This is a genomic window from Chryseobacterium sp. Leaf404, from assembly GCF_001424145.1.
Taxonomy (GTDB): Bacteria; Bacteroidota; Bacteroidia; order Flavobacteriales; family Weeksellaceae; genus Chryseobacterium.
The window spans coordinates 52924-67175 of the sequence record NZ_LMQM01000016.1; the positions used below are offsets into that span (position 1 = coordinate 52924).

Below are 14252 nucleotides of genomic sequence, written 5' to 3' on the forward strand. Positions count from 1 at the left end.
TGATAATTGATAATTTAAAACGGTTAAAAAATAAAAAAAACAATTATAATTTCAAAAATATGTCAATGGAAGTAAGAGTTGGAATATCTAATAAATTAGCGATGATGGGAGTAGCGGCATTTGCTTTTGTGAATGTTGCGTATGCACAGAGTGCTGATCAGGGAAACAATCTTGTAGAAAGCTATAAATTTGGTCAGGCAAAAGAAGTATTTTCAGGGCTGGTAGCAAAAGAACCTACAGATAAAAACTTTTTCTATTTAGGAAACACATATCTCTCTCAGCCAGAACCGGATTTTGCTAAAGCGACAGAAGCTTTTAATAAAGGAATTGCACTTGATGCAAAAAAATCTTATTACAGCAGATTAGGCCTTGCCTCTGTGAAATTGGGAAAAGGTGACAAATCTGCAGTGGCCGAGATTAAGGAAATCGTAAAAGACTCACGTGAAAAAGATACAGATCTGTTAGCTGAAGCCGGTAAAACATTGGTGAAGTACGACAGGTCAAACGATCCGAGATATGCTGTAGAAGTACTGAATGTCGCAATCGAAAAGTCTCAGAAAAACGGCACTCCTGCCTGGTATCTGTATTCTTTGGGGGATGCTTACAGTGCATTAGGCGTTCAGACTAAAAGTGGTGTTGATTACGGAAATGCAATGACTGCATTTGAGAAAGCTCTTCCTACTGCAAAGTCTAAAGCTGTTGTTTATACAAGAATGGGAGCTTTGTGGATGAATGCAAAAGCATGGGAGAAAGCAAAAACCAATCTGGATATGGCAGTAAAAGCAGATCCTGGTTATGCGCCGGCTTATAAGTATTTGGGTACTTTCTTCAGTATTTATCAGGATTGGGCACAGGCATCTGCAAATTACAAGAAATATCTGTCTCTGGCAGATAATGATCCTAACACTGTCCTAGATTATGCAAAACTTGCATTTTTGTCTAAAGACTTTGAAGGAGCTGGTTCTTCACTAAATTCTGTATTTGATAAGATTCAGGATCCTATTAAATTTAGAATCAAAGCTTATCTCGATTATCAGAATAAAGATTATGCTTCTGCAAAAACAAACATAGAAACATTTATTGCAAAAGCGGATAAGTCAAGAGTTCAGCCGAGTGATACCGGATTACAGGGTTTGATTCAGGCAGGTTTGGCTAAAGCGAATAATGATCAGGCTCAAATGGCTGAAGCTAAAGCTAAAATAGCGGTTGCCAAAGCAGCAAAAGACGAAACATTCAAATGGGATGAAGAGTTTGAAATTGCAAGCGGCAGCAAGAAAACAATCGCCACAGTTGCCGGTCCTGGAGACGGGCCTACAAGTGATGCCATTGATGCTTTAAACAAAAAACTTTCTGCAGATCCAAAAGATTCTGATGCACTTTACAAACTGGCTAATGAATACCAGACTGTAGAAAACTGGAAAGGGGCTGCTTACGCTTGGCAGAGACTTACGGATGTTTTACCTACTTGGGAGTCTGGGTACTACGGTTTAGGTTATGCCTTCCAGAAAGCAGGCGATGCTGAGAACGCAATTACTTCTTACGAAAGATATATTGCTACCCTGGCATCAAAAACACCGGCAGAAAAAGAGAAAGCAAAAGAGACGTTGGCAAGTGTTTACTTCAATCTTGCTAACCTTACTGCAAATGATAAAGAAAGAAGCTTACAGTATATCAACAAATCGATAGAGACTTTCTCTACTCCTGATGCTGTTACTTTGAAAGAAAAATTATCGAAATAAATTTTAGAATATATTCTGAAAGAGACTGTTTTTTAGCAGTCTCTTTTTTATTAAGGCATTACTGATTATCTTTGGATTATGAAAACAGATATACTCGCTTTTGGCGCTCATCCAGACGATGTTGAATTAGGTTGTGGCGGAACAATAGCAAAATTAATATCAGAAGGAAAAACCTGTGTTATCGTTGATTTAACTAAAGGCGAATTAGGAACGAGAGGAACTGATTTGACCCGAAAGGATGAGGCAACAGAAGCTGCAAGAATTTTAGGTGTTTCAGCGAGAGAAAACCTGGGTTTGAAAGACGGTTTTTTGGTGAATTCTGAAGAATATCAAATGGAGTTGGTGAAAATGATCCGCAAATACAGGCCGGAAATCGTGTTGGCCAATGCAATTGATGACCGACATCCTGATCATGCGAAAGCAGCGAAATTAGAATCTGATGCGTGTTTTGTAGCAGGTTTAAGAAAGATTGAAACTACTCTCAACGGAGAAGTTCAGGAAGTTTGGAGACCGAAGCAAATTTACCATTATATTCAGTGGAAAGATGTGAAGCCAGACTTCGTAATAGATATTTCTGAGCATCTTGATAAGAAGATTGAAGCCTGTATGGCATTCAAAACTCAATTCTACGATCCGAAATCTACAGAACCTGAAACTCCAATTACATCAAAAGACTTTTATGAAAGCCTCACATATCGTGCTCAGGACCTTGGCAGATTATCTGGCGTGACCTATGCAGAGGGCTTTACCACAGAAAAACTGATGGCTTTGAAAAATTTTGACGGAATTATTTTGTAATTAAATATTCTTTCTTATATTTGCACCACCAAAACGGTGATTGTAGCTCAGTTGGTTAGAGCGCCGGATTGTGGTTCCGGAGGTCGGGGGTTCGAGACCCCTCATTCACCCTAAAAAAGTACACTTTTACAGTGTACTTTTTTTATTTTTGGACGCAGAAATTCTAAAAAAAATTAATTCTTCCCACAAAAAAAGCATCTCTAAAGATGCTGTATATTTTCTATTTCTAAATTTAAACTTCGTCGTCAGAATCGATTGTGAAAGATTTGCTTTTGAAGTCCTTATCATGCTTTTCAGAAATCACATCCTCACCTTTTTCGTTAATGATGAAGTCTGTAGATTCGTTAAACATATCCTGAAAGTTTTTGAAATCTTCTTTGTAAAGATAAATTTTGTGTTTCTCAAAAGTAGCTTCTCCATTGTCCCCGAAATTCTTTTTGCTTTCGGTAATTGTTAAATAATAATCTCCCGCTTTAGTCTCGCGCACATCAAAGAAATACGTTCTTCTTCCTGCCTTCAACACCTTCGTAAAAATCTCGTTCTCGTGGCGTTCCTTATAATCACTCATTGTTAGATAATTTTTAATCTTGTTAAGAACAAATATAAAAGTTTTCTTTCAATCTCAAAATTTTTTTTATGATTTATTTAACAATTGAGAAAGAATAGGTTAAGCAGTTATAAAATTGTTAAAATCTGAAAGGTTGATAATTTTATCTGCACGCTGAGCGCTTGATTCCCGGTGCGTGATGATAACAGAAGTCGCATTCTGAATCTTGCGGTCAATATTTTCAAGGATGTTCTGCTCGGTCTCCGTATCTAATGCAGACAATGAATCGTCAAAAATAATGATATTAGGATTTTTAATCAAAGCACGTGCAATGCAGATTCTTTGCTTTTGTCCGCCGGAAAGCATTACGCCACGCTCACCAACAGTGGTCTGATACTGATCTTTAAATCCGATTATATTTTTGTGTACATCCGCAATCTTTGCATATTCAACCACTTTTTCGTGGGTAGGATTCTCAATCGCAAAACCGATATTGTGCTCAATTGTATCAGAAAAAAGATAACTTTCCTGAGGGATGTAGCCAATGCAGTTTCGGTAGTTTTCTAAATTATGATCTTTCAGGTTTTTTCCGTCAATAAGAATTTGACCTTCTGTAGGATCAATAAGTCTGCAAAGAAGAAGTGCAATGGTAGATTTTCCGCTTCCGGTTTTTCCCATAATAGCGAGAGATTCGCCGGCATTTATTTTAAAACTTAATTTATCTAAAGCAACGATTCCGGTATTGGGATACACATAAGACACATTTCGGAATTCAATTTCACCTTTAATCGGCTGATGATCTGAACTGGTGTTTACGATATGAGATTTTTTATCTAAAAATTCATTAATTCTCTGCATAGATGCTTCAGCACGCTGATTAATTGAAGTTACCCATCCCACCATAGAAAACGGCCAGATCAGAATATTGATATACATAAAAAAATCTGCAATTTTCCCCACAGAAAGTTCTCCGTCTATATACTTCTCTCCTCCCACAAAGATAACCACCACATTAAGAAGACCGATTACAAAAAGAATAATGGTAAAGAAATATGCTTCAGTTTTGGCCAGATCCAACGCTTTATCCTGATAATCTGAAACTTTTGCGCCGTAATTTTTCTTGATATAATTTTCTTTAGCAAAAAATTTCACCACCCTGATTCCTGAAAAACTGTCTTGAACAAAGGTTGAAATCGCAGACTGGCTTTTCTGCATTATCTTAGACTTCTGGTTAATAATTGAGCTCACTTTAAAGATTACAAAGGAGAGAATCGGGAGCGGCAGTAAAGTCCATAAAGTCATCGAAACATCTGTTGTAAGCATGTAAATGCCTGTGATAATCAATAAAATTAAAAGATTAACAACGTACATCACGCCCGGGCCGAGATACATTCTCACCGCAACCACGTCTTCGCTCAGTCTGTTCATCAGATCACCAATCGTAGTCTGCTTATAATCTGTAAGCGAAAGTTCCTGATAATGATTGTAAATTTTGTTCTTCAGCTCGTATTCAATTCTTCTGGAGGCTACAATGATGGTCTGTCTCATCATAAATGTGAAAATCCCTGTGAGAAGTGAGCAGCCAACGATGATGGCCACATATATCAAAACCTGTCGGTTGAAACCCAGATGACCGCCTTTTGTAAGTTCATCCACAGATTTTCCTACAAACTGAACTTTGTAAATATTGAAAAAATTACTTGCGATGATAAAAAGAAATCCCCAAAACAAGAGTATTTTGTGTTTCCAGAAATATGGATTTAAGGTTTTAAGCGCTTTCATAAAGTTTTACAAAAATACGAAAATAGGTTCACACTACGAATTTCAATAATTTTAAATTTCATATCTTTGCACCCATAAAAAGCTCTTTGAATGTTAGGAAGAAGACAAATCCGTGAGAAAGTGGTAGAATCGGTGTACTCGTACTGTCAAAACCCGATCAAATTTGATGTTTTGGAGAAAAATATGTTCTCCTCAATCGAAAAGATCTACCATCTTTATATCTATGAACTCAATTTTTTGGTAGCCCTGAAAGATTTGGCAGAAAACCAAATTGAGATCAGTAAAAACAAATATCTGAAAACTGATTCTGATACCAATCCTAATCAAAAATTCATCAACAATCAGGTTCTTAAAAAACTGGAAGAAAATCCGGAAAGGCTTTTTTTCAGTGGTCAGCATAAAGATTTGAAGTGGGATTTGCATGATGATCTTTTGAAGAAAACCTTCCAGAGAATGACTGCCGGAAAAAGATATCAGGATTTCATGAAAGAAGAAGGTTACTCTTTTGAAGCCGATCAGAAATTCATTGGAAAACTTTTCCTAAGATATATGGCAGAGAATGAAGATTTTCAGGATTACGTTTCAGATAAAGAGCTCTCATGGTCTGATGATATTCACATCGCCAATTCTATGGTTCAGAAAACAATCGGTTTTTTAAAGGAAGACGAAGACAGCAGAACGCTGATAAAAATGATTAAAGATCAGGACGACAAAGCTTTTGCAGCAAAACTTCTGCGTGAAACCCTCAATAATTGGGAAAGTAACGAAAAGGTGCTTGCCGAAAGACTTGAAAACTGGGATTTGGAAAGAGTGGCTGTAATGGATAAAGTAATTTTATACTGCGCCATTTCTGAACTTGATAAATTTCCGCTCACCCCTTCCAGAGTAATCATTAATGAGTATATAGAGATTGCGAAAGTGTTTGCAACAGACCGTTCAAATATTTTCATCAACGGAATTTTAGATAAATACTGTAAGGATTTAAACAGAATATAAAAAAGTATTATGAAAAAGACATTATCAATCATCGCATTATCGGTAATAGGTTTTGGTTTGGTTTCGTGTAAAAAAGAAACTACAGAAACTACCAGTACAGAAAACGTAAGTGGAGATTCTACAATGGCTCCGAAAATGGATTCACTTTCTGCTCCGGCTGCTACAGGTGATTCTGCTACAGTTGCTGCAGCTCCGGCATCCAATCAGCCAACAACCACAGTTGCTCTTTCGGAAAGCAATTTTAATTTCGGAACCATCAAAAAAGGAGATAAAGTAAACCACGTGTACGAAATTACCAATACAGGAAAAAATCCGTTGGTAATCTCTGAAGTGAAGCCGGGATGCGGATGTACGGCTCCGGAATTTACTAAAGAACCCATTTTGCCAGGCAAAAAAGGGAAAATTACTTTAAGTTTTGATTCAAGTAATTTTGACGGTGCTGTAGATAAATATGCAGATGTTTTTGCTAATGTAGAAAAAGCGCCGATTAAACTTACCTTCAACGCAAATATCCAGAAATAATGATGTTGACACTATTTTTACAGGCGCCGGCAGGGGGCAATAACTCTATGATGCTGATTATGATGGGGGCAATGTTTGTAGGGTTTTATTTCCTGATGATCAGACCTCAGATGAAGAAGCAGAAGCAGGAGAAAAAATTCCAGGAAGAGCTGAAAGTGGGAAGCAGAGTAGTGCTGACCTCCGGTCTTCACGGAAGAATTGCCCAGATTCAGGAGGATGGAGTGGTAATTGAAACCCTTTCAGGCAAACTGAAATTTGAGAAGGCAGCAATCTCCAGAGAGTTTACTGATGCCCGTTTTGGTGAAAAAGCTACAAAAACTTCAGACAAAAAAGAAATTACAGATACTGAAAAGAAGTAATTTCGTATATAAAATAATAGTAAAACGGCTGGGTAAATTTTATCCGGCTGTTTTTTTGTGGTTTTAAACAAGGAAAAGTTCTCAGCAGACAAGAATCCTTATTGCCGAAGACAAAAAGATGCCCTCCTGGAGGCTTCGGAATGATGCGCTGAAGCTTCGGAATGCATATTTAATGCTTTGGAGTCCGGAATTAATGCTCCGTAACGCTGCTTTTACATTTAGGATAATGAAAATGAGTTTTAGGAAAACTTCCTGTGATTTTCTGACTGACGCTTACTGTTTTCAGAAATTTCACCGTTTTAATTAATTTGAGTATCATTAAAAATTTCCATCAAAAATCAGGCAGTCAAAAAATCAACGGAGAAACTCATTTGTGAAATATGTTTTTAAACCAAACAACAATTTGTAAAACAACATTTTAAAAAATATCTTTGCCCAATGAATCAAAAGAGATCCAAAAACGTTCTTATTCTCGGTGCCAATTCCGATGTGGCAAAGCAGTGTATTTTGCAATATGCTGAAAGAGGTTTTGCCATCGCCGCCGCTTCCAGAAGTACGGATTCTCTGAAAGATTTTGTTGCAGAAAATAATCTGTCAGATAAAGTTTCGGTTTTATATTTTGATGCAGCAGATTTTGATTCACACCAAAAATTTTATAATGAACTTTTGGTCAAACCTCACATTGTGGTTTACGCTGCCGGATTTTTAGTCGAAAATGTTGATGCTTTAAAAGATTTCAAAGGAACTCAGCAAATGATGCAGGTCAATTACATGGGCGGTGTTTCGATTCTGAATATCGTTGCGATGGATCAATCCAATGAAAATTTAGAAAGAATCATCGGGTTATCTTCACTTTCGGGTGTTCGTGGAAGGAAAAGTAATTTTGTTTATGGAAGTACAAAGGCTGCGTTCACGACTTATCTGGCAGGTTTAAGACAGGAGTTGGCTCAAAGAAATATTATAGTGAACGTTTTGGTCAGTGGATACATCAATACAAAAATCAATGTTGGTCTCAAACTCAATAAAAAACTTCTCATGGAACCTGATTATGTGGCGCGACATATCGTTGATGCAGGAAATTCTTTCACCATCGTTCCCAATTTTAAATGGAAAATCATTTATTTTATTTTAAAAATTTTACCTGAGGGTTTGGTGGCGAAGTTGCCTTAATTACTTTTTTGAATTGGCATTTTTCTTTAAAAAATCTATGATATTTTGATATTGGTCAGTCTCTTTTTCATTTAAGATATAGGTGAAATAAGTACCCATTTGAACAGTAATGTAAACAGTATCTCCTGAAAGCTCGTATGAAACATACTTCCAAATGCTTCTAATATCGTATTGCTCGCTTTTAATATGAAATGATTTTTTATCAAAGTACAATTCTGAAATGGGATTAAATTCCTTGAGTTCAGCTAAGTATTTGTTTATTTTAGAGATGTAGTTTGCTTTATTGAAGAGGAAAATGAATAGATACAGTATGCAAAAAATAACAAAAAATATCCCGAGAAACTTTAAAAAATCAATTCTGCTTCTATCGCCTTTGAAAATACTGTCAACAATAGTTAAAAACAGAACGATAAAGAAAAAATTCTTTAATAAGGTAGGTAATTTCTTTTTCCAAGAATAGAAATAGTGTTTTTCGAGTTGTTTTTTAGTGATTTTTTCATCAAAATTAATGAAGACCTGTAAAGGAGTTTCCATACACACTTAGTTTTTGTAAAAATATTGATTTACTCAACATCCTGCAACAATTCCAACGCCTTCATCATATCAATTCCTTTTCCTAAAACAGGTTTAAACAAATCACCTTTTGCCTTAATTCTTTCCAAAGCATTTTCAATATTAAAGTCTGTTGGTTTCAAACCTTTCTTGAGTTCATCCCATTCCAGTGGCATTGAAACGGCTGCGCCTTCTTTCGGTCTTAGGCTGTAGACGCTGGCTAGAGTTTGTCCCTGTCGGTTTTGAAGGTAGTCAAGATAGATTTTTTTGTCGTCTCTTTTTTGCAGACTGCGTTCCAGTGTTGTAATTTTTGGAAGTTTTTCATGAACCTGCTGCATCAGGATCAGTGCAAAATCCTTCACCTGATCGTAATCGTAACCGCCACCCATCGGAATGTAGATGTGAATTCCCGTGCTTCCGGAAGTTTTGCAGTAGCCTTTTATTTTAATTAAATCTAAAATTTCTTTCACCTGCTGTGCTGTTTCGATTACATGGTCAAAAGTATTTTTCTTTGAAGGATCGAGGTCTAAAACCAAATAATCAGGATGATCCAGATCGGGAAGTGATGAGTTCCACGGATTGAAATCGATGCAGCCTAAATTGTTCAGATATGCCAATGTTGCTTTGTCGTTACAGATGGCGTAATCGATGTATTTGTTGGTAGATTCAGAATGTACTTTGGTCGTTTTGATCCAGTCCGGAAAAGAATCTCCCGCGTCTTTCTGGTAAAATCCGGAATGATCGATTCCACTCGGAAAACGATTAAGAGAAAGCGGTCGGTTTTTGAGATGGGGTAAAATGTATTCGGCCACCGACTGATAATATTCTACCACATCGCCTTTGCTTATTTTATCTTTCGGAAAATAAATTTTATCCTGATTGGTCAGTTTTATTTTATGTCGGTTCAATGTAATTTCGCTGTCTTTTTCGTTTTCATCTTCTGCCTTTTCGGATGATTTTTTATTCGTCATAGTTATGGATTTTGAAGTTTTCTGAGCCGCTTTTTTGACTGAATTACTGATTTCCTTCGCTTCCTTATCTTCACGAAGTGCCACAAAAACAGGGTGTCGGAACATTCCGTCTTTGGTGATTTCCGAAAATTTTATTTCGCAGACCAATTCGGGTTTTGTCCATGTTACGGGCATATTTGTTTTGGGAATCGTTTCAAAAGGTGAAGTTTTTACTACTAATTTTTTCAACCGCGCATGAAGAGAATTCAACAATTCATTATTAAAGCCCGTTCCCGTATGTCCGGAATAGGTTAGTTTTCCGTTTATATATTTTCCTAAAATCAAAGCACCAAAGCCTTGTCTTGAACCTTTTGGTTCTGTGAAACCGCAGATAATCGCTTCTTCGGTGTTGGTGAATTTTATTTTGAGCCAGTCTGTGCTTCGGGAATTTTCAGTGTAAACGCTGTCGGCTTTTTTGGCAATCATTCCTTCAAGCTCCATTTTTTTCATTTCATTAAAAAACTCAATTCCTTTTTCAGGAACGTGATCGCAGAATTTAATCAGATCCGTTTCAATTAAAGCGTCTTTCAGAAGCTCTTTTCGTTGAATTAAAGGAAGTTCTTCGGTAGAATGACCGTTCAGCCACAAAACATCAAAAACCTGATAGGTTAAAGCCAAATCCGGATTATCGCCAATCTGCTGTAAAAGCTGAAAACTTGGTTTGCCGTTTTCGTCATACGCAACAATTTCGCCATCCAAAATCATCTTATGCTTTTGCTGACTAAAATCTTCGGTAATAGAATTAAATTTAGATGAAAAAGAAATTCCGTTTCGGGAATAAAACAGAGGTTCTTTCTTGCTGAGATCCGCTACAGCGCGATAACCGTCCCATTTGATTTCGAAAATCCAATCCTCATTGTCAAATGCGTTATCAGAAGATTTTGCAAGCATCGGTTTGATGAATTTTTCTAATTTTTTCTCATCCACCAAAGAGTTGAAACGCTGAAATTTAGGTTTTGTTTCAGACGTTATGACTTCTTTTTGCTGCTTTTTAGGCTTTTTTTTTCCTCGATGAATTTTGAAACTAACGATTTAGGTGAAACGTTTTCTTCAGCATCATATTCATCTTCTGCAAATTTGTCTTTATGTTTAATTAAAAGCCAAGAATTGTTTTCTGCATTTTTCATTTTAACCAAAGCAAATTCGCCTTTCAGTTTTTTACCGTGAAGAATAAATTTTAACGAACCGCTTTTTAATTCCTTCAGCAGTTCTTTTTCGTCTGAAAGTTTGCTGGTATCGTCCAATGGTTCGTAGGTTCCGCTGTCCCAGATTTCAACCTGTCCGGCACCATAATTTCCTTCAGGAATGTTGCCTTCAAAATCTTTGTAGTCATACGGATGATCTTCCACCATCATCGCCAAACGTTTGTCTTCAGGATTCAGTGATGGTCCTTTCGGAACTGCCCAGCTTTTCAGAACACCTTCCATTTCAAGACGGAAATCGTAATGCAGACGAGATGCGGCGTGCCTTTGAATCACAAAAACAAGTTTGTCATCACTCTTTTTTGTCTTTCCTTTCGGTTCGGATGTTTTATCGAATTTCCGTTTGTCGTTGTAATCTTTCAGAGCCATGATCAGGAAGCGTTTTTAGATTTTGGAGTTTGTAAACTGGCTTTTAGCTGCGCCATTAAATCAATTACTTTACCCTGTTTTGCAGGTTCAGATTTTTTTACTTTAACAGATTTTCCTTTCGCTTTTTTCTTAATGATTTTAAGCAATTCTTCAGAGTAAGTATTTTTATAAAAAGTGGGATCAAAAGGTTCGGAAAGTTGCTCGATCAGATTCTTAGCCATCTTCAGTTCGGCTGGTTTCGGTGCTTTCTTGGCGGGAATTTTCAGCTGTTTGTAATCCCTGATTTCCTGATCGAATCTCAAACGGTTTAAAACCAAAACATCATCATTGTAAGGACGAATCATCCCAATCGCTTCAGTATCACGCAACACAAAAGTTCCGATACCAACCATTTTAGTCTGCTGCAAAGCTTTGATTAAAAGTCTGTAAGCATTTTCGCCATTCTTTTGAGGTTCGAGAAAGTAAGGAGTTTCAAAGTAAACAGAATCAACCTCTGCCTCTTTAACGAAATGTTCAATGCTCAGAATTTTTGTTTTTTCCGGACTTGCGGCTTCGTAATCTTCATCTTCCAGAACAACGTATTTATCGTCGATCAGAAAACCTTTTACAATGTTTGCCCACTTGACTTCCTTGCCCGTTTTTTCGTTAACTCTTTTAAATTTAATATTAGAAAAATCAGATTTGTCCAGCATATCTAGATCCAGTTTGCTGGTTTCTGTAGCAGAATAAATCTTCACAGGAATATTGACTAAGCCAAAACCAATGGCACCGTTCCAAATTGCTTTCATTGTCTTTCTTTTCAGTAAAACTTGCAATGATTATGCCGTTGAAATTTTGATTATTTGTCTGAATGCAGTGGTGAATGTGATGTGGGTGAAGCTTCGTTAGACTAATTTCGCTCTTAAAATTTTGTTTAAGAAACCACATTATAATCATTCGTCTAAATCATTTTCAAGACAGATTAGTTTTTTCTTTTAATTTTTGATAAGCAATTGCAACATGAATTTCAAAGTAAGAAAAATCATCGCCTAATTGTTCTTTAATCGCTTTCAATGACAGAATCGACTGTGACCTGGCAATCTCAATAATGGGTTCAATTTTATTGACGTCCATCAATTCGCTTGGTTTTATCGCTCCCGATTCTACGTATTTTGCTAAATGATTTTGGATAGTATTACGAGACAAACTTCTCATTTTCGCAATTTCTTCAACACTGTGATTTTGTTTATACAGTTCAAAAGTGGTGGCGAAAGTTCCTGATGTACTTTTAGCTGCTTTCTTTGGCTCACGTGCTTTCTTAGGTCTTTTCTCGGAGATTTTACTGCTCAAATTATTCTTAATACAAAACTCAATGATTGTCGGAAGAAATATTTCTCCATATTTCTCAATTTTAAAAGTTCCGAAACCACTGATCTGATTTAGTTCTTCTTTTGAATTGGGCAGATAAGATGATAATTCCAGCAAAGTCGCATCAGAAAAAATAACGTAAGGCGGAACATTTTCGCGCTCAGCAATTTCCCTTCTTAAAGTTTTCAGTTCGGCAAAAAGTTCTTCATTTGCATCGATGTCGGGAGCGGAATAATCCGTTTCTATTTCTGCAACGGTAACAGCTTTTGCTCTTTCTTTTACTTTTTGGAAGATTACTTTTTTATCTTTAAATAAAACTGATTTGCTTTCGTCATTCAGTTTTAAAACAGAAAATTCCTCATTTGATTCAGTTAAAAAACCTTTGATCAGTAATTGAGTTATTAAGTTTTGCCAGTAATTCTTATCCTGATTATTTCCTACGCCATAAGTTGGTAGACCGCGCATGAAATCTGTGATTTTCGCACTCTGGGAACCCCGCAGAAAGTCAATAATCATTGTTTTTCCGTAACTTTCTTTCAATCTATAGACTGCGCTCAATAACTTCTGAGCATCTACTGTTGCATCAAAAGTTTCAAAATCACTGAGGCAATAATCGCATGAATTGCAGTTTCCATTGTGCTTTTCGCCAAAATATTCCATCAGATACTGTCGTCTGCATTTTTGCATTTCGGCAAAATCGGACATCTGTTTCAGCTTTCGCAGCATCAGTTCAGATTGCTCTTTATTGCCTTCCACCATTGCAAATCGTTTCAGTTTCATCACATCCGCATTCGAATAAAACAAAATCGCTTCACTTGGCAAGCCATCTCTTCCTGCTCTCCCAGTTTCCTGATAGTAACTTTCTATATTTTTGGGCAAATCTGCGTGCATCACAAAACGGACATTGCTCTTGTCGATTCCCATCCCAAAAGCAATTGTAGCCACCATTACGCGGGTTTTATCCTTCAAAAAATCTTCCTGAACTTTTGCTCTTTCCACTGACGAAAGTCCGGCATGGTAAAATGCCGAGTTGATGCCGTTTTCTCTCAGATTATTTGACATTTCTTCAGTTCCTTTTCTCCATAAACAGTAGATAATTCCCGAGTCGTCCGGATGCTCATTAAGGTACTGAATGATATTTTGGAGCACAGATTTCTTCGGCTGGACAAAATATTTGATATTGGCTCGGTCAAAGGAAGAAATCAAAACCAGAGGATCGTGAAGATTGAGTTGTTTAATGATATCTCTCCTTGTAATTTCGTCTGCACTTGCCGTCAAAGCGATGATTGGAATTTTTGGAAACTGTTTTTTCAAACCATTTAAAAATAAATAATCCGGACGGAAATCATGACCCCAATGTGAAACGCAATGCGCTTCATCTACTGCGAACAGGGAAATGTTGACATCATTCAACAATTTTAAAAACGCACCATTATCTGCACTCAGTTTTTCAGGTGCGACATATAAAAGCTTGAGCTGGCCGTTTTTTAATTGATTTATAGTTTCATTTTGCTCAAAAGAAGACATGGAAGAATTGATGTACGCAGCAGAAATTCCGTTCACACGCAACGCATCAACTTGGTCCTTCATCAACGCAATCAACGGAGAAATCACAATGGCAGTTCCTTCCAAAACCAAAGCCGGAACCTGATAGCAAAGTGATTTTCCACCGCCGGTTGGCATTAAAACAAAGGTGTCTTTTTTCGAAATTACATATTCAACTGCGTTGGACTGTTCGAGGCGGAAGTTTTCGTAGCCGAAATATTGCTTTAAGATTTGGAGAGGAGATTTCATCATTTAAAATTTTGTGTTTGAGTAAAAGTAAAAATTTTCCACTATATTTTTTAGTAAAAATTAAA

The 14252-nt window shown here is 36.8% G+C and carries 13 protein-coding genes and 1 tRNA gene; 7 read left to right on the top strand and 7 right to left on the bottom strand.

Translation table 11 applies throughout. From position 1 onward, the window contains the following. Positions 1–65 precede the first annotated feature (65 nt). From ASG31_RS17230 to ASG31_RS17240, 3 genes are all read left to right on the top strand, one after another. Positions 66–1739 carry a tetratricopeptide repeat protein gene (locus ASG31_RS17230; RefSeq protein ID WP_056035748.1) on the top strand — a complete coding sequence of 558 codons (1674 nt, stop codon included), beginning with the start codon at positions 66–68 and terminating at the stop codon, positions 1737–1739. Positions 1740–1817: 78 nt separating this feature from the next. Further along, positions 1818–2537: a bacillithiol biosynthesis deacetylase BshB1 gene (bshB1, locus tag ASG31_RS17235; protein ID WP_056035751.1), complete on the top strand. Its 720-nt coding sequence runs from the start codon at positions 1818–1820 to the stop codon at positions 2535–2537. A gap of 35 nt (positions 2538–2572) precedes the next feature. Then, positions 2573–2648 (top strand) — tRNA-His (locus ASG31_RS17240). A gap of 121 nt (positions 2649–2769) precedes the next feature. Here the strand turns inward: ASG31_RS17240 and ASG31_RS17245 are convergent. Together ASG31_RS17245 and ASG31_RS17250 are read right to left on the bottom strand one after the other, a co-directional pair. Continuing rightward, positions 2770–3105: a DUF3276 family protein gene (locus tag ASG31_RS17245; protein ID WP_056035754.1), complete on the bottom strand. Its 336-nt coding sequence runs from the start codon at positions 3103–3105 to the stop codon at positions 2770–2772. A gap of 99 nt (positions 3106–3204) precedes the next feature. Further along, positions 3205–4866: an ABC transporter ATP-binding protein gene (locus tag ASG31_RS17250; RefSeq protein ID WP_056035756.1), complete on the bottom strand. Its 1662-nt coding sequence runs from the start codon at positions 4864–4866 to the stop codon at positions 3205–3207. A 90-nt stretch (positions 4867–4956) separates the two neighbouring features. On the opposite strand from ASG31_RS17250, the gene ASG31_RS17255 reads away from it, so the two are divergent. From ASG31_RS17255 to ASG31_RS17270, 4 genes are all read left to right on the top strand, one after another. Then, complete coding sequence (locus tag ASG31_RS17255; RefSeq protein WP_056035759.1) at positions 4957–5862, top strand: transcription antitermination protein NusB; 906 nt, start codon at positions 4957–4959, stop codon at positions 5860–5862. Between the two features lie 9 nt (positions 5863–5871). Further along, the gene (locus ASG31_RS17260) at positions 5872–6384 is read left to right on the top strand and encodes a DUF1573 domain-containing protein (protein WP_056035761.1); all 513 of its coding nucleotides are present in this window, start codon (positions 5872–5874) and stop codon (positions 6382–6384) included. Then, a complete protein-coding gene (yajC, locus tag ASG31_RS17265) occupies positions 6384–6743 on the top strand; it encodes a preprotein translocase subunit YajC (RefSeq protein WP_056035764.1) in 360 nt (119 codons plus the stop codon). Before ASG31_RS17260 ends, yajC begins: the two co-directional genes overlap by 1 nt. A gap of 438 nt (positions 6744–7181) precedes the next feature. Next, positions 7182–7913, top strand: a complete 732-nt coding sequence (locus ASG31_RS17270; RefSeq protein ID WP_056035767.1) for an SDR family NAD(P)-dependent oxidoreductase — start codon at positions 7182–7184, stop codon at positions 7911–7913. Here the strand turns inward: ASG31_RS17270 and ASG31_RS17275 are convergent, their stop codons facing one another. The 5 genes from ASG31_RS17275 to recQ all read right to left on the bottom strand — a co-directional run bounded on the left by ASG31_RS17275 (position 7914) and on the right by recQ (position 14187). Further along, positions 7914–8447 (bottom strand): hypothetical protein, encoded by a 534-nt coding sequence (locus tag ASG31_RS17275; protein WP_056035768.1) that lies wholly within the window; start codon positions 8445–8447, stop codon positions 7914–7916. Positions 8448–8476: 29 nt separating this feature from the next. Further along, positions 8477–10402, bottom strand: coding sequence for a DNA ligase D (ligD, locus tag ASG31_RS17280; RefSeq protein WP_231433788.1), 1926 nt, complete (start codon positions 10400–10402; stop codon positions 8477–8479). A 41-nt stretch (positions 10403–10443) separates the two neighbouring features. Beyond that, positions 10444–11046 carry a DNA polymerase ligase N-terminal domain-containing protein gene (locus ASG31_RS17285; protein ID WP_056035771.1) on the bottom strand — a complete coding sequence of 201 codons (603 nt, stop codon included), beginning with the start codon at positions 11044–11046 and terminating at the stop codon, positions 10444–10446. A 2-nt stretch (positions 11047–11048) separates the two neighbouring features. Continuing rightward, positions 11049–11834, bottom strand: a complete 786-nt coding sequence (locus ASG31_RS17290; protein ID WP_056035774.1) for a Ku protein — start codon at positions 11832–11834, stop codon at positions 11049–11051. A gap of 163 nt (positions 11835–11997) precedes the next feature. Then, positions 11998–14187 carry a DNA helicase RecQ gene (recQ, locus tag ASG31_RS17295; protein ID WP_056035888.1) on the bottom strand — a complete coding sequence of 730 codons (2190 nt, stop codon included), beginning with the start codon at positions 14185–14187 and terminating at the stop codon, positions 11998–12000. Between the last annotated feature and the right edge of the window lie 65 nt (positions 14188–14252).